The organism is Mycetocola sp. Y171, assembly GCF_056713165.1.
Genome location: NZ_JBWYGX010000002.1, coordinates 837,026 through 858,795 on the forward strand (window position 1 = coordinate 837,026; position 21,770 = coordinate 858,795).

At 66.0% G+C, this 21,770-nt stretch carries 17 protein-coding genes; 9 read left to right on the forward strand and 8 right to left on the reverse strand.

Annotation, left to right across the window (positions count from 1 at the left end; translation table 11 throughout):
* Window positions 1-44 precede the first annotated feature (44 nt).
* Window positions 45-1,496, forward strand: coding sequence for a serine/threonine-protein kinase (locus AC1M2K_RS13720; protein ID WP_480241394.1), 1,452 nt, complete (start codon window positions 45-47; stop codon window positions 1,494-1,496).
* On the opposite strand, the gene sucB is transcribed toward AC1M2K_RS13720, so the two are convergent.
* From sucB to AC1M2K_RS13735, 3 genes are all read right to left on the reverse strand, one after another.
* Window positions 1,493-2,971, reverse strand: a complete 1,479-nt coding sequence (gene sucB, locus AC1M2K_RS13725) for a 2-oxoglutarate dehydrogenase, E2 component, dihydrolipoamide succinyltransferase (RefSeq protein WP_480241395.1) — start codon at window positions 2,969-2,971, stop codon at window positions 1,493-1,495. The two genes, AC1M2K_RS13720 and sucB, sit on opposite strands and share 4 nt — an antisense overlap.
* A gap of 69 nt (window positions 2,972-3,040) precedes the next feature.
* Window positions 3,041-4,414, reverse strand: coding sequence for a dihydrolipoyl dehydrogenase (gene lpdA / locus AC1M2K_RS13730; RefSeq protein ID WP_480236595.1), 1,374 nt, complete (start codon window positions 4,412-4,414; stop codon window positions 3,041-3,043).
* Window positions 4,415-4,509: 95 nt separating this feature from the next.
* Window positions 4,510-6,012 (reverse strand): leucyl aminopeptidase, encoded by a 1,503-nt coding sequence (locus AC1M2K_RS13735; protein ID WP_480241396.1) that lies wholly within the window; start codon window positions 6,010-6,012, stop codon window positions 4,510-4,512.
* Between the two features lie 102 nt (window positions 6,013-6,114).
* Here AC1M2K_RS13735 and AC1M2K_RS13740 point away from each other — a divergent pair, with 102 nt between their 5' ends.
* The 5 genes from AC1M2K_RS13740 to AC1M2K_RS13760 all read left to right on the forward strand — a co-directional run bounded on the left by AC1M2K_RS13740 (window position 6,115) and on the right by AC1M2K_RS13760 (window position 11,969).
* Entirely contained in the window at window positions 6,115-7,053 is a 939-nt protein-coding gene (locus AC1M2K_RS13740) for a proteasome assembly chaperone family protein (protein WP_480236593.1), read from the forward strand.
* A 22-nt stretch (window positions 7,054-7,075) separates the two neighbouring features.
* On the forward strand, window positions 7,076-8,395 hold the full coding sequence (locus AC1M2K_RS13745; RefSeq protein WP_480241397.1) for an MFS transporter: 1,320 nt from the start codon (window positions 7,076-7,078) through the stop codon (window positions 8,393-8,395).
* A gap of 217 nt (window positions 8,396-8,612) precedes the next feature.
* Window positions 8,613-9,962 carry an RNA polymerase sigma factor gene (locus AC1M2K_RS13750; protein ID WP_480236591.1) on the forward strand — a complete coding sequence of 450 codons (1,350 nt, stop codon included), beginning with the start codon at window positions 8,613-8,615 and terminating at the stop codon, window positions 9,960-9,962.
* Window positions 9,955-11,250 carry a Mur ligase family protein gene (locus AC1M2K_RS13755; protein ID WP_480241398.1) on the forward strand — a complete coding sequence of 432 codons (1,296 nt, stop codon included), beginning with the start codon at window positions 9,955-9,957 and terminating at the stop codon, window positions 11,248-11,250. The genes AC1M2K_RS13750 and AC1M2K_RS13755 overlap by 8 nt, the downstream gene beginning before the upstream one ends.
* Window positions 11,247-11,969, forward strand: a complete 723-nt coding sequence (locus tag AC1M2K_RS13760; protein WP_480241399.1) for a type 1 glutamine amidotransferase — start codon at window positions 11,247-11,249, stop codon at window positions 11,967-11,969. The genes AC1M2K_RS13755 and AC1M2K_RS13760 overlap by 4 nt, the downstream gene beginning before the upstream one ends.
* Window positions 11,970-11,973: 4 nt before the next feature.
* Here AC1M2K_RS13760 and AC1M2K_RS13765 read toward each other — a convergent pair whose 3' ends face one another.
* Together AC1M2K_RS13765 and AC1M2K_RS13770 are read right to left on the reverse strand one after the other, a co-directional pair.
* Window positions 11,974-13,053 (reverse strand): DNA polymerase IV, encoded by a 1,080-nt coding sequence (locus AC1M2K_RS13765; protein WP_480241400.1) that lies wholly within the window; start codon window positions 13,051-13,053, stop codon window positions 11,974-11,976.
* A 100-nt stretch (window positions 13,054-13,153) separates the two neighbouring features.
* Window positions 13,154-13,399 carry a DUF7455 domain-containing protein gene (locus AC1M2K_RS13770; protein WP_480236587.1) on the reverse strand — a complete coding sequence of 82 codons (246 nt, stop codon included), beginning with the start codon at window positions 13,397-13,399 and terminating at the stop codon, window positions 13,154-13,156.
* Window positions 13,400-13,562: 163 nt separating this feature from the next.
* Here AC1M2K_RS13770 and AC1M2K_RS13775 point away from each other — a divergent pair, with 163 nt between their 5' ends.
* Window positions 13,563-15,653 carry a DNA gyrase/topoisomerase IV subunit B gene (locus AC1M2K_RS13775; RefSeq protein ID WP_480241742.1) on the forward strand — a complete coding sequence of 697 codons (2,091 nt, stop codon included), beginning with the start codon at window positions 13,563-13,565 and terminating at the stop codon, window positions 15,651-15,653.
* A 301-nt stretch (window positions 15,654-15,954) separates the two neighbouring features.
* Here AC1M2K_RS13775 and AC1M2K_RS13780 read toward each other — a convergent pair whose 3' ends face one another.
* The gene (locus AC1M2K_RS13780; protein WP_480241401.1) at window positions 15,955-18,429 is read right to left on the reverse strand and encodes a DNA gyrase/topoisomerase IV subunit A; all 2,475 of its coding nucleotides are present in this window, start codon (window positions 18,427-18,429) and stop codon (window positions 15,955-15,957) included.
* Window positions 18,430-18,509: 80 nt separating this feature from the next.
* Here AC1M2K_RS13780 and AC1M2K_RS13785 point away from each other — a divergent pair, with 80 nt between their 5' ends.
* Window positions 18,510-19,649: an alkaline phosphatase family protein gene (locus AC1M2K_RS13785; RefSeq protein ID WP_480241402.1), complete on the forward strand. Its 1,140-nt coding sequence runs from the start codon at window positions 18,510-18,512 to the stop codon at window positions 19,647-19,649.
* Between the two features lie 107 nt (window positions 19,650-19,756).
* On the opposite strand, the gene sepH is transcribed toward AC1M2K_RS13785, so the two are convergent.
* The gene (gene sepH, locus AC1M2K_RS13790) at window positions 19,757-20,791 is read right to left on the reverse strand and encodes a septation protein SepH (RefSeq protein WP_480241403.1); all 1,035 of its coding nucleotides are present in this window, start codon (window positions 20,789-20,791) and stop codon (window positions 19,757-19,759) included.
* A gap of 200 nt (window positions 20,792-20,991) precedes the next feature.
* Here sepH and AC1M2K_RS13795 point away from each other — a divergent pair, with 200 nt between their 5' ends.
* Entirely contained in the window at window positions 20,992-21,285 is a 294-nt protein-coding gene (locus tag AC1M2K_RS13795; RefSeq protein ID WP_480236583.1) for a DUF4193 domain-containing protein, read from the forward strand.
* Here the strand turns inward: AC1M2K_RS13795 and AC1M2K_RS13800 are convergent.
* Window positions 21,282-21,746, reverse strand: coding sequence for a DUF3093 domain-containing protein (locus tag AC1M2K_RS13800; protein WP_480241404.1), 465 nt, complete (start codon window positions 21,744-21,746; stop codon window positions 21,282-21,284). The genes AC1M2K_RS13795 and AC1M2K_RS13800 overlap by 4 nt on opposite strands.
* Window positions 21,747-21,770 lie beyond the last annotated feature (24 nt).

The following is a 21,770-nucleotide window of genomic DNA, read 5'->3' on the forward strand; positions in this document are numbered from 1 at the left end:
TCAAACCCTGACGGATGCCACCAGTCCCCGGCGATCATGGTCGGATGGCAGAACCGAAGAGACCGGCGGAACCGGGCGGGACGCGTCTCGCACCCGGTGTCGTACTCGGTGGGTACCGGCTCGTCCGCCGCCTGGGCAGTGACACGAGCGATTCCGTCTGGCTCGCCCACGCGGAGCCCCGCGACCTCGCCGTCGTCCTCACGATCTGCCGTGAGGACGAAGCCGCCATGCGTCGCGTTGAGTCGCATACCCGTGTTCGTTCGCCGCACGTCCTGTCTCTCATCGACATCGCAACGGTCTCGGATGGTCGGCTGCTCCTCGCGTGTGAACAGACGGACTGGTCACTCGCCACTCTTCTGGCCGCACGTTCTCGCCTCGCGGCCGGCGAAGCCGTGACCATCCTGGCGCCGATCACGGCAGGGCTTGCCGAGATCCACGCCGCCGGACTCGTCCACGGCGGTTTGAACGCCGCGTCGGTCTTCTTCGCGACGGACGGACGGCCGGTGATCGGCGGCTTCGACGGGCTCAGGAAAGACGCCATCACGACGAACGAAGCGGACGGCAGCTCGTCGTCGACGCCCGGCATCCTCGCCGACTACCGGGCATTGTCCACTCTGATCCGGGCCATCGGTGAAGTGGTGGATGAACCGGCGAGGACGGAATTCAGCGGGGTCGCCGAATGGCTGGACACCTCCATCGACGACGCGGAGGCAGATCGCTCGCGAGCGAGCCAGCTCGAGTGCAGGATCTTCGCCGTTGCCCCCTCGTTGCCCGTCGTCCTGGTGGCCGACCGGCGTACCCAGCCGGTGGAACGGGACATACGGGAGGTCCGCCAGTCGGCGGTTCCGCCGCTGCGGGTCGCACTGTCGGCGCTGACCCGGGCGAAGCGACTCGCCGTCTCGCTGTCGGGTGCTGCCTTCCGCGGCCGGCTGGGGCGGGTCGTCCGCCGCAGGGGCCTTCCGATCGGTCTGGCAGTTCTGGTCGGTGCGCTGGTCGTCAGCGCAGGGCTGACGGCGATCCCCGGTGCCGCCGAAGGACGGCAGAAGGTTCCGACACAGAGCCGGAGTACGGCGCAGAGCCCGGCCGTCTCGGCGCCTGCCGGGAAGCCGTCACCGGGTGGCGTGATCGCCGGTCTCGGTTTCTCGACAGAGGAAGCCACCGCTGTCGCCGGCGAGGATGCTGCAGCGGCTGCCGCCGCATTGCTCGAGTTGCGGGGTCGCTGCGCCGTTCGCGCAGAGCCGTCCTGCGTCGGGATGTTCGCCGAAGCCGGATCAGCCATCGACGACGCCGATCGGCACGCGTTCGGGAGCCGGCGGGCGGGCGGGGTACTGCTCGCCGAACCCCGATCGCGCGAACGGGTCGAACTCGTCCAGGCTTACGGCGACGCCGTACTCACACGAGCCATTCCTGCAAACGGCGAACGCCAGCCGGTACTCGTCCTCGTGGTGAGGACGGACACCGGCTGGCGTCTGCGTGATCTGTTCGAACCGGACTAGATTCCGAGGTCTGCCTCGAAGTTGCCCTCTTCGAGGCGGTTCTTCACCGCGACGAGGAACCGTGAGGCATCCGCCCCGTCGACGATCCGGTGGTCGTAGGAGAGTGCCAGGTAGACCATGGAACGGATCGCGATCGCTTCCTGGCCTGCGGCCTTGACGACGGCTGCGCGCTTGGTGACGATGCCGGTGCCGAGAATGGCGACCTGGGGAAGGAACACGACGGGGGTGTCGAACAAGGCGCCGCGCGAACCAGTGTTGGTCAGCGTGAATGTGCCGCCGGCGAGCTCGTCGGGCTTGAGCTTGTTGTCGCGGGTTCGTTCGGCGAGATCTGCGATCTGCCCGGCAAGTTCGGCGAGGTTGAGGTCGCTGGCATTGCGGACCACAGGGGTGAGCAGGCCGCGCTCCGTGTCGACCGCGATGCTCATGTTCTCGTGGTCCGGGTAGACGATCGAGTCGCCATCGATCGTCGCGTTGATCACCGGGAAGGCCTTGAGGGCCTCAGCGGCGGCAAGCGCGAAGAACGGGAGGAACGACAGCTTCGAGCCGGTCTTCGACTGGAAGTCGGACTTCACCCTGTCGCGCAGCGTGGCGATGTTGGTGACATCCACTTCGACGACGCTGGTGAGCTGTGCCGAGGTCTGCATCGAGATGACGGCGCGCTCCGCGACAACCTTGCGGAGACGGGACATCGGCTGCGTGGTTCCTCGGAGCGGGGACACCTCGAGCGGAGCTGCCTTCGCCGGCGCTCCGCTTGCGGATGTCGCCTGACCGGCCTGGAGGATGTCTTCCTTGCGGATACGTCCGCCGACACCGGTGCCGGTGATCGTGGAGAGGTCGACGCCCTGCTGATTGGCGAGACGACGGACCAGAGGAGTGACGTAGCCACTTCCGATGGCGTCCCCTGACGGGGCAGGAGGCGCAGCAGGGGCAGCCGGAGCAGGCGCAGCGGGAGCAGGCGCCGGAGCGGCAGGCGCTGCCGGTGCTGGCGGAGCGGCAGGCGCTGCCGGTGCTGGCGGAGCGGCAGGCGCTGGTGCGGGTGCAGCAGGAGCCGGAGGCGCTGGCGCCTCAGCTGGAGCGGACTCGCCTTCGGCGGGCGCTTCGGCTTCCTCAGGTACCTCGGTCGACGGTTCGACGGCAGGTGCCGCCTCTTCCTGTGCTTCGGCAGCGGGCTGCTCGTCTTCGGCAGGTGCCTCCTCGGCCGGTGCCTCATCGGCGGGGGCGCTCTCGCCGGATGACGAACCGTCACCGATCTTCACGAGCGCCGTGCCGACCTCCACCGTCTCGTCTTCCTGCACGAGGATCTCTTCGATCACACCGGCGATGGGGGAAGGGATCTCGGTGTCGACCTTGTCGGTCGAAACCTCGAGCAACGGCTCGTCGACCTCGACCCGATCTCCAACGTTCTTCAGCCAGCGGGTGACCGTACCCTCGGTGACACTCTCACCGAGCGCCGGAAGGCTTACGGATTCTGCCATGACCTTGTCTCCTTTGAAACCAGTTCTTACGTATGTAGCTTAGTTTGATCGCACCCGGACGGGCGTGACCTACAGCGCGTGGAGCGGCTTGCCCGCCAGGTGGAGGAATGCCTCGCCCAGCGCTTCGCTCTGAGTCGGGTGCGCGTGGATCAGGGGAGCGAGGTCTTCGGGGTAGGCCTCCCAGTTCACAGCGAGCTGGCCTTCGGTGATGAGCTCGCCGACGCGGGCGCCGATCATGTGGACGCCGATGACGGGGCCGTCATTGACCCGGATGACCTTGACGTTCCCTGTCGTCCCGATGATCTCGCTCTTTCCGTTGCCGGCGAGGTTGAACTCGTACGCGGTGATCTTGTCTGCGCCGTACTGCTCAGCGGCCTTCGCCTCGGTGAGGCCGACGGATGCGACCTCGGGGTCGCAGTAGGTGATCTTCGGGATGTTCACGTCTGGGATGAGGACCGGGTTGAGACCGGCGATCTCCTCGACAGCGAAGATGCCCTGCTGGAATCCACGGTGAGCGAGCTGCAGGCCGGGAACGATGTCTCCGACGGCGTAGAGCCCCGGGATGTTCGTCTCGAGACGATCGTTGGTGATGACGAACCCGCGATCGATGGTGACGCCGACTTCCTCGTAACCGAGGTTGGCGGTCGACGGGCCGCGGCCGACGGCGACGAGCAGGAGCTCGGCTTCGATGGTCTTGCCATCCTCGAGCGTGATGACCACGCCGTTCTCGTCCTGCGTGACGCCCTGGAACCGGACGCCGAGTGAGTAGTTGATGCCGCGCTTGCGGAACGCGCGCTCGAGTCCCTTCGACATCGCCTCGTCCTCGTTCGGGACGAGGTGGGGGAGGGCCTCGATGATGGTGACATCCGAGCCGAAGGACTTCCAGACGCTGGCGAACTCGACGCCGATCACGCCGCCGCCGAGCACGGCGACCTTCTGGGGAATGAAGTCGAGCTGGAGGGCCTGCTCGCTCGTGATGACGCGGCCGCCGATCTCGAGTCCGGGAAGCGAGCGGCTGTACGATCCGGTGGCGAGGATGACGTTCTTGCCGGTGACGGTCTGGTCTCCGACCTGGACGGTCGTGGGGGAGGTCAGTCGGCCTTCACCCTCGATGACGGTGATGCCGCGAGCCTTGATCAGGCCCTGGAGCCCCTTGTACTTCTTCGCGACGATTCCCTCGCGGTAGGCGGTGACGCCGGCGATGTCGATGCCTTCGAACGTGGTGTTCACGCCGTACTTCGACGACTCGCGCGAGACGTCAGCCACCTCGGCCGAGTGCAGGAGTGCTTTGGTCGGAATACAACCGCGGTGCAGGCAGGTGCCTCCGAGCTTGTCCTTCTCTACAAGTCCGACGGTGAATCCAAGCTCGGACGCGCGCAATGCTGCCGCGTATCCGCCACTTCCACCACCGAGAACAACGATGTCAAAATTCTGCTCCGACACTGAGCTTCTCCCTCGTGCATCTGGGTTCGTGCTAAAGCCGCCGACACGGGTTCGAGCTGGCGACGGTTGGGGGCTGACTAGCCCATACGACCTTACTACGGGCGACCAATCTGTTCGGCCACCTTGACGAGCGTGCGAACGCCGACTGCGCTCGGACCGCCTGCGGTGAAACCGTACGGCGCATCGGGGTTGTTGGCGGGGCCGGCAATGTCGAGATGCGCCCAGGGGATCGCCTTCGCGTCATCCGCATCGCTCTGCTTCCCGATGAACTCACGGAGGAAGACGCCGGCCACGAGCATCCCGCCTGCCGTGTTCCCGACCTTGGCGTTGGCGAGGTCCGCGACGTCCGAACGCAGCAGCGCGCGTGTCTCCGCGGGGAACGGCATCGCCCACATCGGCTCACCCTGCGTCTTCGCCGCCGCGAGGACATCCGCAACAAGCTCATCATCGCCCATCACCCCGGTGTACCGCTTGCCGAGTGCCACGACGGCCGCGCCCGTCAGGGTAGCGATGTCGATGATGGCGTCCGGATGCTCCTCGCTGGCGGCGACGAGGCCGTCGGCCATGACGAGGCGACCTTCAGCATCCGTGTTCGTAACCTCTACCGTGCGGCCACCCTTCATCCGAAGGACGTCGTTCGGGCGGATTGCCGTTCCCGACGGCATATTCTCGGCGATGCACAGCCAGGCGGTGAGCCTCACCGGCAGGTTCAGCCGGGCGGCGGCGACGATGACGCCCAGTGCGGAGGCCGCGCCAGCCATGTCGTATTTCATGCCGACCATCGAGGCCGGTGGTTTCAGCGAGAGGCCACCGGTGTCGAAGGTGATGCCCTTTCCGACGAGGGCGAGGTGTTTCGCCGCTCCGGCAGGGGTGTAGGACAGTTTGACGAGGCGGGGGCCGCGGCTCGACCCCTGGCCGACACCGAGGATGCCGCCGAATCCATCAGCGGCGAGAGCATTCTCGTCCCACATCGTCACCTCGACGGGAAGGTCTGCGACGGCGTCTGCGGCCGCCTGGGCCAGCGTTTCCGGGTACAGGTCGCCCGGGGGAGTGTTGACGAGATCCTTGACCTGGGCGATCGCCTCGGCGAGGATCCCGGCGCGCTCGACGGCGCCGTCGAATGTCGGGGCGTCGAACTGACCATCGAGGTGGACGGTGACAGAAGCCACCCCCTCCTTTACGGAGTCGAGCGAGGTGTTGCGGTAGGAGGTGAAGCTGTAGCCTCCCAGGGCTGCTCCCTCGAGAATGGCCTCGACCTCTGCTGCGGAAGCCGTCGGGAAGGCGAAAGCGACGGTTCCTGCGCCGGCGAGCTGGCGGACGGCGGAGCCTGCAGCATTCCGCAGGCTGTCAAGTCCGGCATCCGAACCGAGACCGATGATCGCGATACTCCCTGCCGCCCCCACAGACGCGGGGATCCGCACCAGTTGGTCGGCCGAACCCGAGACACCGATGGCGTCGAAGACGTCGCCGAGCGACGAGAAACCGGGCGCGGCGTGAAGGGTTGCCGATGAGCCTGAGCTCAGTGAGCCGACGACGAGGACGTCGGCGGTCGAGTCGGCAGGCGCAGAGGAGGACACGGAAAGTTCGGGGACAGACATGCCCCTCATGCTAGACGCTGGGTCGGATGGAACCCCCGCCGTGTTCGCTGAGCGCGTTCCCAGCGCCCCTCCCCGTTTCGCGACGCCGATTAGAGTGGACGCATGAGTATTCCCGCCGAACTTTACGAGCTGACGGCTGCGGCATCCGACGTACCGGACGGGCTCGACCTCGTCGTTTCGCTCACCGGTTTCTCTGACGCTGGCGGGGCGGCGGGGCAGTTCAACGAGTACTCGCGCGGCTCGGTCGAGAGTGAGCCTGTCGCGGTCTTCGACAACGATCTGCTGCTCGACTACCGTGCTCGTCGGCCGATCATCTACTTCGACCAGGACCACCTCACCGAGTACACGCCCCCTCAGCTCGTGGTGTCGCTGGCGTACGACGACCTGCACCACCCGTTCCTTCTGCTCACCGGGTACGAGCCCGATTTCCTCTGGGAACGATTCGTCCGCGACGTGATCGAGCTGATCGACCGATTCCGGGTTGCCAGGACGACATGGGTGCACGCCATCCCTATGCCTGTCCCTCACACGCGGCCCATCGGGGTCACGGTGAGCGGAACACGCGAAGAGCTGATCGAATCGATGAGCGTCTGGCGCCCGCACACCCAGGTGCCGTCGAACGTCCTCCACCTGCTCGAGTACCGCCTCGCCGAACGTGGTTCAGGTGTCGCCGGGTTCGCCCTTCTCATCCCGCACTACCTGGCCGACACCGAATACCCCACAGCCGCTCTGGCCGCGATCGACAGCATCAGCGCGGCGACCGGTCTGATCCTGCCCACTGACGAGCTCCGTGAAGAGGGTCGCGAGTTCGTCTCGCGCATCGACGAACAGGTCGGCGGGAACGACGAACTCAAGCGGCTGGTCGGCACGCTCGAGGAACGGTACGACACGTACATGGAGGGCAGCGCGTTGAAATCCCCTCTCATGGACTCAGACGGCACCCTGCCGTCCGCCGACGAGATCGCCGCAGAGCTCGAGAAGTTCCTCGCCGGACGCAAGGGACCGGATGAACGGCGGTCGCCAGGCGGGCTGCCCGACTGATCGGCTGCCCTAGGCTGACAGGGTGAATTCCGCGAAATCCTGGCTCGTCTTCTGGATCGGGGTCTTCGCCTACATCGCAGCGGTGATGCAGCGGTCCACGCTGGGAGTCGCCGGTGTTTCGGCCGTCGAGCGTTTCGACGCCTCCGCTTCGGCCTTCTCTACGCTCGCTGTGGTCCAGCTCGTCGTCTACGCCGTGCTGCAGGTACCGATCGGCGTCCTCATCGACCGGCTCGGCCCTCGGGTGCTCATCGCCGCAGGTCTGAGCTTCCTCGTCGTCGGCCAGGTCGTCGTCGCCTTCGCTCCGTCCATCTCGGTCGCCGTGGTCGGCCGCATCCTGGTCGGCGCCGGCGACGCCGCCATCTTCGTCTCAGTGATGCGCCTCGTCAGTTCCTGGTTCTCCGGCCGGATCGTTCCCCAGCTGTCGCAGTGGATGGGAAACCTGGGGCAGGTGGGTCAGATTCTCTCGGCCATCCCGTTCGCCCTGCTCCTGCACACTGCCGGTTGGACGCAGGCTTTCCTCGCGGCGGCCTCCCTCGTCGCTCTCGCCCTGGTGCTCAGCCTCGCGGTGATCAGGGACCGCCCGGCGGACTCGACGGAAGCTCACCGGGTGTCGAGTCTCCGGGAGGCGCTCAGCCAGCTCGCCTTGAGCTTCAAGCGACCGGGGACGCAACTCGGTTTCTGGGCCCACTGGGTGACGCAGTCGTCTGGAACGGTATTCGCCCTTCTGTGGGGGTACCCGTTCATGGTCTACGGACTGGGTCTCTCGGAGCAGGTGGCCGCGTCCATGCTGCTCGTGATCGTCGCATCAGGAGTCGTGATCGGGCCGGTGCTCGGTCTCCTCTCAGCGCGCTATCCCTATCGAAGAAGCAACCTCGTGCTCGGGATCGTCCTCGCCATCGGCGCTGCGTGGACCACCCTCCTGCTCTGGCCTGACACTCCTCCGCTCTGGGTCCTGATCCTCCTCCTCGTCGTCCTCGGCGCAGGGGGACCCGGCTCGCTCATCGGCTTCGACTTCGCCCGCACCTTCAACCCGGTCCGGGTCCTCGGTTCGGCCAACGGCGTCGTCAACGTCGGCGGCTTCACCGCGAGTTTCGTGATGATGTTCCTCATCGGTCTCGTGCTCGACTCGCTTGCAGGGCCAGGAGCGCCGGCAGCGGTGCTGTACAGCCTCGATTCGTTCCGTCTCGCCTTCCTCGTCCAGTACCTCGTCATCGGATTCGGAGTGGTCATGCTGATGATCGCGAGGCGGCGAACCAGGCGGAGGATCGTGGAGGATGAGGGAATACAGGTGGGGCCTTTGTGGGTTGCAGCTATGGAAGCCTTCCGTCGCCGTCACCCGTAGCAGGCCGCGACCCGTCGAGCGGCGCGGGTTGGCTCATCCTCACAGCAAAGCGTGACATAATGTTGTCTAAGGACCCGTTCAAGTCCGTGCTTCCCGCGTCTGCCGACGCGTGGACAGCGCATAGGGCTTGACATGGGTCTTAGTAATGTCCGAAAACAATCTGGGCCCAGAAGTGCTCGTCCGTGACAACGGCGCTCCGGGACTGAAAGGTGCTCCTATGGCCACCAAGGCCGCACAAACTTCGGCAACGGAAGAAAAGAAGACGGCAACGAAGGCCGCAGCAGACACGACCACCGCGGAGGAGACCCCCGCGAAGACGAAGGCACCCGTGAAGAAGGCGCCAGCAAAAACCGCAACGAAAGCGCCGACGAAGGCCGCAGTCAAGAAGGCGGAAGACGCCGCGAAGGCCGACGCCCCTGTCGCGAAGGCCCCGGCCAAGGCTGCCGCAGCGAAGCGCGGTCCGGCGAAGAAAAAGGCAGACGAGCACGACGAAGAAGTGCACGTCGACCCGGCCGACGCCGAGAGCGACGAAGCCGAAGAGGCTCGTAAGAAGAAGGCGGCAGAAGCCGAGGCTCTCCCTCAGGGAGCTCTCGTCCTGTCGGTCGTCGACGACGAGGACGAGGTCCCCGTCTACTCCTCGGCCATCACCGGCGCAACCGCCGACCCGGTCAAGGACTACCTCAAGCAGATCGGCAAGGTCGCCCTCCTCAACGCAGCAGAAGAGGTCGAGCTCGCCATGCGGATCGAAGCGGGCCTCTTCGCCGAGGACAAGCTCTCGCAGATGGACGATACCGAGAAGCGCACGCAGCTCGGCCGTGAACTGCAGTGGGTCGCCAAGGACGGTGCCAGGGCGAAGAGCCACCTGCTCGGCGCCAACCTCCGCCTCGTCGTCTCCCTCGCGAAGCGCTACACCGGCCGCGGCATGCAGTTCCTGGACCTCATCCAGGAGGGCAACCTCGGTCTGATCCGCGCCGTGGAGAAGTTCGACTACACCAAGGGCTTCAAGTTCTCGACCTACGCCACCTGGTGGATCCGCCAGGCGATCACGCGCGCCATGGCCGACCAGGCCCGCACCATCCGTATCCCGGTGCACATGGTCGAAGTCATCAACAAGCTCGCCCGTGTCCAGCGTCAGATGCTGCAGGATCTGGGCCGCGAGCCCACGCCTGAGGAGCTCAGCCGCGAACTCGACATGACGCCTGAGAAGGTCATCGAGGTCCAGAAGTACGGGCGCGAGCCGATTTCGCTTCACACCCCGCTGGGTGAAGACGGTGACAGCGAGTTCGGTGACCTCATCGAGGACACCGAAGCTGTCGTGCCGGCCGACGCGGTGGGCTTCACCATGCTGCAGAAGCAGTTGGAGAGCCTCCTCGATTCGCTGAGCGAGCGTGAGGCGGGCGTGATCCGCATGCGCTTCGGGCTCGGCGACGGAATGCCGAAGACACTCGACCAGATCGGCGACACGTTCGGCGTGACGCGTGAGCGAATCCGCCAGATCGAGTCCAAGACGATGGCCAAGCTGCGCCACCCGTCCCGGTCGCAGTCGCTCAGGGACTACCTTGAGTAAACCGACCGGCCTGCACTACGTACTTCCCATCCTCGCCGGGCGCCTGACACGTTTCGTCACGCGCCTGCGCGGGGGAGGAAGCGCGATGCCCGGTGTCGTGGTGCAGAAGCTCGCCCCGAACGTGATGAGGGATGTCGCATCGCAGCTCCCGTACGGCGTCGTCTTCGTGCTCGGCTCGAACGGCAAGTCGACGACGACCAACCTGCTTTCGGCGATCATGCGGGAGCACGGTCTCAAGGTCTTCACGAACCCGTCAGGGGCGAACATGCCGCAGGGCATCGCATCCGCCCTGCTGGCCGAGACGTCGCTGACCGGCAGGATCAAGGCGGATATCGCCATCCTCGAAATCGATGAGGGCTATGGCGCCGTGATCGCGAAGAAGCTGAAGCCGCAGACCGCAGTGATCCTCAACCTCCTCGTCGACCAGATCTATCGGTTCGGCGAACCGGACAAGGTCGCGGCGATGTTCCGCGGGATCGCCGCCGAGATCGGGACGTCCATCGTCCTGAACCGCGACGACAACTTCCTCAGCACCCTCGGCAGCGAACTCGAAGCCGAAGGCCGCCTCGCGGTCGAGTACTTCGGTGTCACGCCCGACGTCCAGGCCTCAGCGCCCCACGGCCAGGTCTCGGCGCGCGACTTCTCTGGCGCGACAGCCGCCGAATCACGGCACGCCGTCGCGGAGGTCGTCCACGCCGACGGCTATGACGCGAAGATCCGCTTCGGTGAGGCCGTCCACGACGTCCGGATGCCGTCGCGCGGCATCCACTACGCCGTCGACATCGCTGCGGCGTTCACGCTTGCGGCTCGCAATCTCGGCGAGAAGTTCGACGTCGCGAAGGCCGTTGCCGCCGTTCAGAACACCAAGACGGTCTACGGCCGTGGTGAAATCCTGACGGTGAACGGTGTCGAGATCGAAATCCTCATGCTGAAGAACCTCGCCAGCCTGCAGCTCAACCTCGACTACCTGCAGGGAACACCGGACTCGGTGCTCTTCGCCTACGACGAGTCGAGCAAGGACCCGTCGTGGCTCTACGCCGCAGACCTCAGCCGGCTCGACCACGTCGACGTCATCTCGGGTCCGAAGGGTGCGTTCGTTGCGCTTCGACTGGCATACGAGGGCAAGGACTTCGGCGTCATCGAACCTGACATCACCAGGGCGGTGCAGCGGATGCTGGACGGTCCGCCTCCTGCAAGCGGTCGCCACACATTCTTCCTGGACTACGACCAGATGATGGCCACCCGCCGGTACCTCGGCTACAAGGATCTGGAAGCGGGTGCCGCGTGAGTATCAGCGTTCTCGAACTGTACCCGGCCGACCTGTCACTCAACGGCGACGTCGGCAACCGCACGGCGCTCGTCCGGCGGATGCGACTGGCCGGCCTCGAGGTCGACGAGCTCAGCTACTCGGTCGGCGACGAGCTTCCCTCGTCCGTGGACATCGTCCTGATCGGCACAGGAACGTCAAGTGCGGTCCGGTCGATCGCATCGGACGTCGAGCGGATCGCCCCGACGCTGCGTGAGTGGTCGGAGGCCGGAGTGGTCATCGTCGCGGTCGGAGCGGGTTTCCACCTGCTTTCCGCCTCGATCAGGCTCAGCCCGACCGAAGTCATCCCAGGCGCAGGTGTATTCGGCGGTTCCGTCGACAACAGCGCACGCAGGACCATCACAGAGGCGTTCGCCATCGAGAGCGACTTCGGTCTGCTCATCGGCACGGAGAACCACACCTCGGTATACACGGGCCGCCCGGACCAGAAGTCGCTTGGCCGCGTGCGCAACGGTCACGGCAACGGTGACGGCACGGACGGCGCCGTGGTGAAGAACAGCCTCGGCACGCACTGCCACGGGCCGTTCCTCGTTCTCAACCCGGCGATGGCTGACCACCTGATCCGACTCGCCGCCCAGCGTGCCGGGGTCGACTACCGACCAGGGCCGGAGCACGCAGACCTTGACGAGGTCGTCGATCTGGCCCGTTCCATCCTTCTCGCCAAGGTGCCGACCGCCTGACCCGTCACCAGCCGCTCCGCGTCGGCGTGTGGCCGTCCCGCGCGTCTTCGGGCATTGTCATTTCGGCGCGGAAACCGAGGAGCCGGATCGGACGGTCCTTTTCCATCCGGTCGACGAGGTCCATGGCGCGCGCCAGCACGACGTCACGATCGGCGGTCTCCGGGATCTTCTTCGTGAAGACTTTGGTGATGAACGGCGCGTAGCGCACCTTGAGGGTGATGCCGATAACCGGGCGCGCCTCAGCCTGGACGTCCTGCAGCACGCGATCGACCAGTTCACCGACCGCCGCATCCACCTCAGCGGATGTCGTGAGGTCCCGCTGGTACGTCGTCTCCCGGCTGTGACCACGAGCCACCCAGGGCGTGTCGTCGACCTCCCGCTCTCCTTCGCCCCTGGCGAGCTGGCCGTACCACGGCCCCATCTTCGGACCGAACTCCGATGCCAGAATCTCTGGATCCGCTGCGGCGAGCTCGGAGACAGTGGTGATGCCGTGCGCGGTGAGGCGACGGGAGACCTTCGACCCGACGCCCCACAGGTCGATCGTCGGGCGGTCGCCCATCACCTCGAGCCAGTTCTCGGCGGTCAGCCTGAAGACACCGCGCGGTTTGCCGAACCCGGTTGCGACCTTCGCGCGCACCAGCGTGTCGCCGATTCCCACGCTGCAGTGCAGGCGGGTCCGCTCGAGCACCGCTCGCTGCAGGTCACGGGCATACGACTCGGGCCCCTCCGTGTCGATCCCGACGAAGGCTTCGTCCCAGCCGAGGACCTGGACGATGGCTCCCGGCTGGTCCCTGAGCGTCGTCATGACCTCGTGCGATGCCGCGAGGTAGGTCTCGGCATCCACTGGGAGAATGACGGCATCCGGCACCTTGCGAGCGGCGACCCGCAACGGCATCCCCGAGCCCACACCGAATGCACGGGCCTCATACGACGCGGTCGAGACGACGGCACGCTCGGTGGGGTCGCCGCGGCCGCCGACGATCAGCGGTTTGCCGGCAAGTTCTGGATGCCGCAACACTTCGACGGCCGCGATGAACTGGTCGAGATCGACATGCAGCACCCACGGATTGTTCCCGGAATTCACGCGACCAGTCTGGCCTCCGCATTCTCATTTGCAAAGGTCTCCAGACAAACGAAAACCGCCGCCCGGATTCGGGCGGCGGTTGAGCGTTCGAAAGCAGGGATCAGACGCGCTGGTCGTTGAGGAGCCTCGAGGACTCGTCGTGCCAGCTGTGCGCGATCGCTGACAGCTTCTCCTGGTACTTCTTTCCGTGGTGTGCGCAGAACAGCAGTTCTCCACTGTTCACGACCACCCGGATGTAAGCCTGTGCTCCACAGCTGTCGCAGCGGTCTGCGGCGGTCAGCTGTGGCTCAAGCGTGTCGACGCTGCCGGTTTCGACTCGACCGGTACCGCGTTCTCCTGATGACATGAGCTCCTCCTGACCTTGGCGTGCGAGCATGTGTTGTCCACTAATGAAACCACGCGTGGCTGGATATCTTCCTATCGGGTCTGCTATTTCGCTGTGCGCGTACGGCTGAGCGGTGAAATCGTGTCACTTCCGGGTGATGCCGGCATGGTCGGTAGGCTTGAACATTGTGAGTTCCGACTATTCCGCCCGCCATCTCTCCGTCCTCGAGGGTCTGGAAGCAGTCCGCAAACGTCCGGGAATGTACATCGGATCCACCGACTCCCGCGGACTCATGCACTGCCTCTGGGAGATCATCGACAACTCGGTCGACGAGGCCCTCGGCGGCCACGGCGACCACATCAACGTGGTCCTCCACGAAGATGGAAGCGTCGAAGTGCGCGACCGCGCGCGCGGCATCCCCGTCGACATCGAGCCGAAGACCGGATTGAGCGGTGTCGAGGTCGTCTTCACCAAGCTCCACGCGGGTGGAAAGTTCGGTTCCGGCTCCTACGCGGCATCCGGTGGTCTGCACGGTGTCGGGGCATCCGTCGTCAACGCGTTGAGTGAACGACTCGACGTCGAGGTCGACCGTGACGGCAAGACCTGGGCGATGTCGTTTCACCGCGGTGAGCCCGGTATCTTCACGGACTCAGGGGACCCGAGCCCTGACGCTCCGTTCACACCGTTCGAGTTCGGCAGCGAACTGCGCGTCGTCGGCAAGGTCAAGAAGGGTGTCACCGGCTCCAGGGTCCGCTACTGGGCCGACAGACAGATCTTCACCAAGGGCGCGACCTTCCAGATGGACGACCTCATCGGTCGCGCCAGGCAGACCGCGTTCCTCATCCCCGGCCTCGGCCTCACCATCGAGGACAAACGACAGGGAGAGGCCGGCGACGGCGACACCCACCTGTTCCAGTACGAGGGCGGGATCTCGGAGTTCGTCGAGCATCTTGCGACAGACACGGCGGTCACCGACATCTGGAGGCTTTCGGGGAGCGGCACCTTCACCGAGACCGTGCCCGTGCTCAGCGAAACGGGCGCCATGCTTCCCACCGAACTCGAGCGCACCTGCGAGGTCGACATCGCCCTTCGCTGGGGGACCGGGTACGACACCGTCGCCAAGAGCTTCGTGAACATCATCGCCACCCCGAAGGGCGGCTCCCACCAGCTCGGCTTCGAGCAGGGTCTGCTCAAGTTCCTCCGCCAGCAGGTGGAGCAGAACGCCCGCCGGCTCAAGGTGGGCTCGGACAAGCTCGACAAGGACGACGTGCTCGCCGGTCTCACCGCCGTGCTCACCGTTCGGCTGCCCGAACCGCAGTTCGAGGGCCAGACCAAGGAGGTCCTCGGAACTCCCGCCGCCCGTGCCATCGTGGCGAACGTCGTGGCCACCGCTCTGAAAGAGCGCTTCGCGTCGACCAAGCGCGATGACAAGGCGCAGACCGCGCTCGTGCTCGACAAGATCGTCTCCGAGATGAAGTCCCGCATCTCCGCGCGGGCGCACAAGGAGACACAGCGTCGCAAGAACGCGCTGGAGAGCTCATCGCTCCCCGCCAAGCTCGTCGACTGCCGCAGCAACGACGTCGCCAACAGCGAGCTGATGATCGTCGAGGGTGACTCTGCACTGGGCACAGCGAAGAACGCCAGGGACAGCGAATTCCAGGCCCTCCTTCCGATCCGGGGCAAGATCCTCAACGTGCAGAAGGCATCCGTCTCGGACATGCTCTCCAACGCCGAATGCGCCGCGATCATCCAGGTCATCGGTGCAGGGTCGGGGCGGAGTTTCGACCTCTCTGCAGCCCGCTACGGCAAGGTGATCATCATGAGTGACGCCGACGTCGACGGTGCGCACATCCGTACCCTTCTGCTCACCCTGTTCTTCCGGTACATGCGCCCGATGATCACAGAGGGTCGAGTGTTCGCGGCCGTGCCCCCGCTGCACCGGGTCATCGTCATGAACTCCGGGTCGAAGCCGAACGAGACGATCTACACCTATTCGGAGCAGGAACTCCACTCCCTGCTCGCGAAGCTGAAGAAGTCCGGGCGGCGGTACAAGGAACCGATCCAGCGTTACAAGGGACTCGGTGAGATGGATGCCGACCAGCTCGCGACCACGACGATGGACCGCAGGCACCGCACCCTCAGGCGCGTGCAGGTGGGCGATGCCGAGCAGGCTGCCCACGTGTTCGAGTTGTTGATGGGCAATGACGTGGCTCCGCGCAAGGAGTTCATCGTCGACAGCTCAGACCGCCTGAACCGGGACCGCATCGACGCGTGACGTCCGGGCTGCGGCACATGAACGGTCGCCGATGGTCTCCGCCGTTCATCCGTCGCAAAAGGCGCTCAAAACGACTGAAACCCGACCGTCGCGACGGATGAAGCGCGCCCAGGTGGTGTCCGCGGTTCGTATGGCGCAAATTGCGCGTATGGCACACGGATTCGCGCCGTTTGTGACCGATGAACGTCGTCCTCCGATGGTCACGGCGGTTCATCCGTCGCAAATGGCGGTTGTGACGACCGAAACCCGACATTTGCGACGGATGAAGCGTCACGACGTGGCATCCCGCCGACGTCGCAGGTCAGGCGGTGGCGATCTCGCTGCCGATGGAGCCGATCACCGAGTCGATGGCCGTTCCGGAGCCATCGCGCCGTGCGCCGGCCTCCGGAAGTGTGCGGGCGGATCCGTCTGTTCCGACGGCGTGCGCGGGGCCAGGCCCCACCCACGCGAGCGCCAGGCCGTCTTCTCCCTTGAGGAACGCGTGGGCCCGCACACCTCCGGTCGCCCTGCCCTTCGGGGGGAACTCGGAGAAGAACGAGACCTTCACCCGGCCGGGGTCGGTACCCGGGATGGTGCCAGAGGACACCGACAGGGTGGCGACGACATTCTCAGCGGACGGGTCGACCGCTCCGAAGAAGATGGCGTACGTGTCTGCCGGCAGGTTCATACCGGTCATCCCGCCGGCCGCCCGCCCTTGCGGTCGGACCGCGCTAGCCGGGAAGTGCAACAACTGCGCCGCTGAGCTGACGAACACCAGCTCGGCGGAATCAGCCGTCTGGACAGCCCCGACGACCTCATCCGACGGCTTCAGGCCGATGAGTTCGAAGTCTGGCTTGTTCGGCCAGTCTCCCGGCGTCACCCTCTTCACCACGCCGAGTCTGGTGCCGAGCGCGATCGGTTCGCTGCTGTCGAGGGAGACCAGCGCCAGCACCCGTTCCGCCTTGTTGGGCAGAGCAAGGTAGTCGCCGATCTTCACGCCGGCCGCAAGCTGAAGGGAATTCGCGGGGACGACAGGCAGGTCGACGGCGGTGAAACGGATGAGACGGCCCAGCGACGTGACCGCACCGATCTCGGTGCGTGACGTCGTGTCGATGAACGCCCTGACGGCGTCGTGCTTGCTGCGCCTGCGGGCACGCTCCGAGGCCGGGGCTTCCTCGCCATCGACCCGGTCGATGCGCACCGCGCGGCCGGTGGTACTGAGGAAGACGCGACACGGGGTGTCCGCCACCTCGAGCTGTGCGGGCTGACGCCTCGACGCCGCTGTGGCGATGCTCGGGCGTGCCTCCGTGAGCAGGGTCCGCCGTGGCGTGCCGAAGCGTTCGGCGACGTCCGCGAGCTCGTCCGAGACCTGCTTGCGGATCAGCGCCTGGCTGCCGAGGAGGCGCTCCAGTTCGGCGATCTCGAGTTTGAGTTTGTCGCGCTCGGCCTCGAGCTCGATGCGGGAGAACCGGGTGAGCCGTCGAAGACGGAGTTCGAGGATGTACTCGGCCTGGAGCACGGAGAGGTCGAAGACGTCGATCAGGCGGGTCCTCGCCTGGTCCGTGTCATCGCTCGCGCGGATGACCTGGATGACCTCGTCGATGTCGAGGATGGCAATGAGCATTCCCTCGACGAGGTGAAGCCGTTCCTTCCGCCTGGCAAGCCGGAACGCGGAGCGCCGGGTGACGACCTCGATCCGGTGATCCACATAGACCTGGAGCAGCTCACGAAGGCCGAGCGTCTGCGGCCCACCACCTACGAGTGCGACGTTGTTCATGCTGAAGCCGTCTTCGAGCGGGGTGTACCGGTAGAGCTGCTCGAGAACGGCCTGGGGGCTGAAACCGGTCTTGATACCGATGACGAGCCGGAGCCCGTGCTTGCGGTCGGTGAGGTCGGTGACATCCGAGATGCCGCTGAGCTTCTTGTTGGTGACGCCGTCCTTGATCTTCTCGATCACGCGTTCTGGCCCGACGAGGTAGGGGAGTTCGGTGACGATCAGGCCGCTCTTGCGTGCGGAGAGACTCTCGACACTCACCTTCGCCCGGGTCTTGAAGCTCCCGCGGCCGGTCGCATAGGCATCCTTGATGCCGTCGAGGCCCACGATCGTGCCACCCGTAGGCAGGTCGGGGCCCGGCACGTACTCCATGAGCTCGTCGAGAGTGGCGTTGGGATGCGAGAGCAGGTGGCGGGCAGCACCGATGACCTCGATGAGGTTGTGCGGCGCCATGTTCGTGGCCATGCCGACGGCGATCCCGCTCGCGCCGTTGACGAGCAGGTTCGGGAACGCGGCGGGAAGGACGTCTGGCTGGGTGAGCTGGTTGTCGTAGTTGGGCACGAAGTCGACGACGTCCTCGTCGAGTTCGTCGGTCATCGCCAGCGCGGCGGCGTCCAGGCGGGCCTCCGTGTAGCGCGCGGCCGCCGGACCGTCGTCGAGGGATCCGAAGTTGCCGTGACCGTCGATCAGCGGCACGCGGAGCGTGAACGGCTGGGCCAGCCGAACGAGGGTGTCGTAGATGGCCGAGTCGCCGTGCGGGTGAAGCTTTCCCATCACTTCGCCGACGACGCGTGCCGACTTCACGTGCCCGCGGTCGGGGCGCAGACCCATCTCGGTCATCATGTACAGGATGCGACGCTGCACCGGCTTCAGGCCGTCTCGCGCGTCGGGGAGGGCGCGGGAGTAGATCACCGAGTAGGCGTACTCCAGGAACGAACCCTGCATCTCGACGGAGACATCGACGTCTTCGATGCGTTCGGTGAAGTCGTCGGCGGCCGGGGGAGGAGTCTGTGTACGGGGCATCCGGAGTTTCTCAGGGAAGGGGCAGGGGCTTCGGGCCGGGCGACCGGCGGCCGCGTCGCGGTTATGCCAGAATTGCCCGGATGGCCACCATGCTACCCACCGAGAAACCCGGCGCTCGGAGCCTTGCCGATGTTCTGCCGAATTCGGCACGCGCACTGGCCGGCGAGCCGAACGATCTCGACCTTCCTGCGGTTCGCAGCGTCGTCGTCGTGGTCGTCGACGGGCTCGGCCGATCCCAGCTCGCCGCGCGAGCAGGCCACGCCCGTTTCCTCGCGCCGCACCATCGCGAACCGCTCACGTCAGTCTTTCCGACGACGACGGCAGCGGCGCTGACAACGCTCACGACCGGTGCGATGCCTGGCAGGCATGGGCTCGTCGGTTATCGCACGCTCGACGTCGCCAACGACAGGCTCGTGAACCAGCTGACCGGCTGGGACGACGGCATGGTGCCAGAGGTGTGGCAGCGGCAGACGACCGTTTTCGACAGCGCGACGGCAGGGGGCATCCGCAGCTTCGCCGTCGGCCCGTCGAAGTTCCGGACATCCGGGTTCACCCGGGCGGTACTCCGGGGTGCGGAGTACCGAGGAGCGAACTCGCTGGGCGATCGGTTCGCCGAAGCGGCGCGTATCGTCGCAACGGGGGAACCGTCGCTCACCTATCTCTACATCCCCGAACTCGACAAGGCTTCGCACCAGTACGGCTGGGAGTCACCGCAATGGCTCAGCGGGCTCGAAGCCGTCGACGCCGAGCTGCAGTCGTTTCTGCGGGGGCTCCCTCCCCGTGTCGGCGTTCTCGTCACTGCCGATCACGGATCTGTGGACGTCCCGCACGGCTCGCACATCCTGTTCGACCGGGCCCAGGAGCTGATCGCCGGGGTCCGGCACGTCGGCGGAGAGCCCCGCTGCCTCCACCTCTACCTCGAACCGGGCGCCACCGACGGCGACCGGCAGGCGCTGGCTGCCGTGTGGGAGCAGAGCGAAGGCGAACGCGCGTGGATCGCGAGTCGAGCGGATGCCATCGGTGCCGGGTTGTTCGGTGACGTGGACGACGAGGTTCTGCCGCGGATCGGTGACGTCATCGTCGCCGCGAGGAAACGCGTCGTCTACTACGACTCCCGCCCGGCCGACCAGTCAGCCAGGAACATGATCGGCCAGCACGGTTCACTCACCGCCGAAGAACGAATCGTTCCGCTGGTCCGGCTGGGCGCGTTCGAGCGCTGATCGAACGCGCCGGAAGGGTCATCCGCCCGCCGGATTTCGCCGGAAGGGTCATTCGCGGAACGCACGAACAGTCGTTCGGGACCAATCGGCCCGGAACGGCGAACGCGTCAGTCCTCGTCAGTCCTCGCGCCGAAGACGATCTCGTCCCACGACGGCATCGCCGCGCGGCCGCGCTTGGGGCGCCCTGGTGCCGCAGACGCTGACGGAGACTCCGTCGGTGCTGCCGGTTCGTCACCGAGAGCCTCGAAGTCGAGCGGAACGTCCACGAGCCTCGGCGTCAGGCGCGAAACCGCGTCGTCGTCTGGCCGGTGCGCTGATTCACGCTCGCCGCGTCGCTTGCGCAGCGCTTCGAGGAGATCGGCGGTCTGATTCGACTGTGCTCCACCGTCTTCGTTGCGGTTGATGGCCGCAGCGGCCGCCGCCTTGGACGAGGACTGCGGGCGCGGGGCGATCTCGATGTGAGGAGCGAAGTCACCGTTGTCGTCCGCGTCGCGGAAGTTGAATGCACCGCTGTCGAACCGGCTCTCGTCCGGGTGAGCGTCGTCCCGTTCGACCGCACGGAGACGGGGGATGAGCACCGTCGGGAGTTCCCCCTGCTTCGAGAGGGTCACGGCTTCGCCGTTGAGGGGCGCAAGTGCCTGCTTCTTCGGTTCGAAGCTCCAGCGGGCGTCGTGCTCGATGTTCGCCGCGGTGAAGGACAGCTTGACCGTCCAACCGCCGCCGGCTTCCTTCCAGCTGGTCCAGCGCTCGTCTGATGCGCTGAGCGAGTCGAGGCGGGCACGGATCGCCGAACCGAACGTCGAGTCGTCTTCCTCTGTGGTCGGTTCGACGGCTGTGAGGACCTGGACGCTGAGCGCGGCGCCGACGATGTGTTCGCGTTCGGCCAGGACGGGGCCCTCGAAGCGCTGGATGTATTCGAGGTCGGCACCGGTGAGGGTTGCGACCTCTTCGGCCGACAGGCCCGACCGGATGTGCGCCTGAACTTCGCGCGGGCTGAGCTTGGGGCCGCTCGACGGTTCCTGCCTGCTGCGTCGCACGTGCGACTGCAGCACGTCGTCGATGAGCAGACGGAATCGCTCTCCGCTGTCGGTGGCGGCTATGAGCGCGCCGTCCTCGACGCCAATGACTTTCAAGTCGTGCATGATCAACTGCCTCTCAGGCTGCGATTTGTTAGCTAAATCGTGCCACGGCTTGGCCGAATCGCTGGGAATACCGTGGGCGTGCCGCGGGTTCTGATTGCAGTGACTGAAACCGGACACGTGCCGGTTTGCTATTCAGGTCTGGATGATGCAAACTATCGCCGCCGACAGCGATCGGACGACGACATAAGAAGTGGATGGACATGGCAACGGATTACGACGCCCCCCGCAAGACCGACGATGATTCAGAGTCGATCGAGGCCCTCAAGGAGCGCGTGCCAGACAAGCTGTCCGGATCCGTCGACGTCGATGACGCTGACAACCCGGGTGGGTTCGACCTGCCTGGCGCCGACCTCTCCGACCTTGACCTCGACGTCGTCGTGCTCCCGCCGCAGGCGGACGAGTTCACCTGCGTGAACTGCTTCCTCGTGAAGCACCGCTCGCAGATCGACCACGAGTCGAAGCTGGGTCCGATCTGCGCGGAGTGCGCAGCCTAACGACCCACCTGGGCATCATCTGGCCGTTGCGATCTCACGATCGCGGCGGCCAGTTCTCGTGGATGGCGCGTCGACAGAAGCCAGTACGGCGCAGGATCCTCAGGATCATTGACCGGCACAGTGACCACGGGGTCGATCGACCCACGGATCAGGAGCCACGCTCGGGCGTCGAGTCGCTGGCCACGTTCGAGCCGCGCTTCCTCGCCGGTGAAGGCCTGCGGCTCACCCAGCAGGGAGAGCGGGATCGACGCGCGACCGGCTCTGAGCATCCCGTCGTCGACCGAGATGATCGGCGCGCCGAAGATGAACAGCCCCACGCAGCCGCCGTACAGGACGACCGCCGTGGCGATGCCTGCGGGGAACGATATCGGGGCGAGCACGAGCATGCTGGCAGGGATGACGAGGGCTGAGGCGATGAGGAGCCAGGGCGCCGGCCACAAACGTTCGCGATATCGGGTCATCGTCTCTTCTCATCCAAACTTCTG

What these genes read in the sequence shown, in the direction of transcription:
- AC1M2K_RS13720 (WP_480241394.1), top strand. Translation starts at nt 45, where the DNA reads ATGGCAGAACCGAAGAGACCGGCGGAACCGGGCGGGACGCGTCTCGCA.
- sucB (WP_480241395.1), bottom strand. Translation starts at nt 2,971, where the DNA reads ATGGCAGAATCCGTAAGCCTTCCGGCGCTCGGTGAGAGTGTCACCGAG.
- AC1M2K_RS13735 (WP_480241396.1), bottom strand. Translation starts at nt 6,012, where the DNA reads ATGTCTGTCCCCGAACTTTCCGTGTCCTCCTCTGCGCCTGCCGACTCG.
- AC1M2K_RS13740 (WP_480236593.1), top strand. Translation starts at nt 6,115, where the DNA reads ATGAGTATTCCCGCCGAACTTTACGAGCTGACGGCTGCGGCATCCGAC.
- AC1M2K_RS13750 (WP_480236591.1), top strand. Translation starts at nt 8,613, where the DNA reads ATGGCCACCAAGGCCGCACAAACTTCGGCAACGGAAGAAAAGAAGACG.
- AC1M2K_RS13770 (WP_480236587.1), bottom strand. Translation starts at nt 13,399, where the DNA reads ATGTCATCAGGAGAACGCGGTACCGGTCGAGTCGAAACCGGCAGCGTC.
- AC1M2K_RS13780 (WP_480241401.1), bottom strand. Translation starts at nt 18,429, where the DNA reads ATGCCCCGTACACAGACTCCTCCCCCGGCCGCCGACGACTTCACCGAA.
- AC1M2K_RS13785 (WP_480241402.1), top strand. Translation starts at nt 18,510, where the DNA reads ATGGCCACCATGCTACCCACCGAGAAACCCGGCGCTCGGAGCCTTGCC.
- sepH (WP_480241403.1), bottom strand. Translation starts at nt 20,791, where the DNA reads ATGCACGACTTGAAAGTCATTGGCGTCGAGGACGGCGCGCTCATAGCC.
- AC1M2K_RS13795 (WP_480236583.1), top strand. Translation starts at nt 20,992, where the DNA reads ATGGCAACGGATTACGACGCCCCCCGCAAGACCGACGATGATTCAGAG.
- AC1M2K_RS13800 (WP_480241404.1), bottom strand. Translation starts at nt 21,746, where the DNA reads ATGACCCGATATCGCGAACGTTTGTGGCCGGCGCCCTGGCTCCTCATC.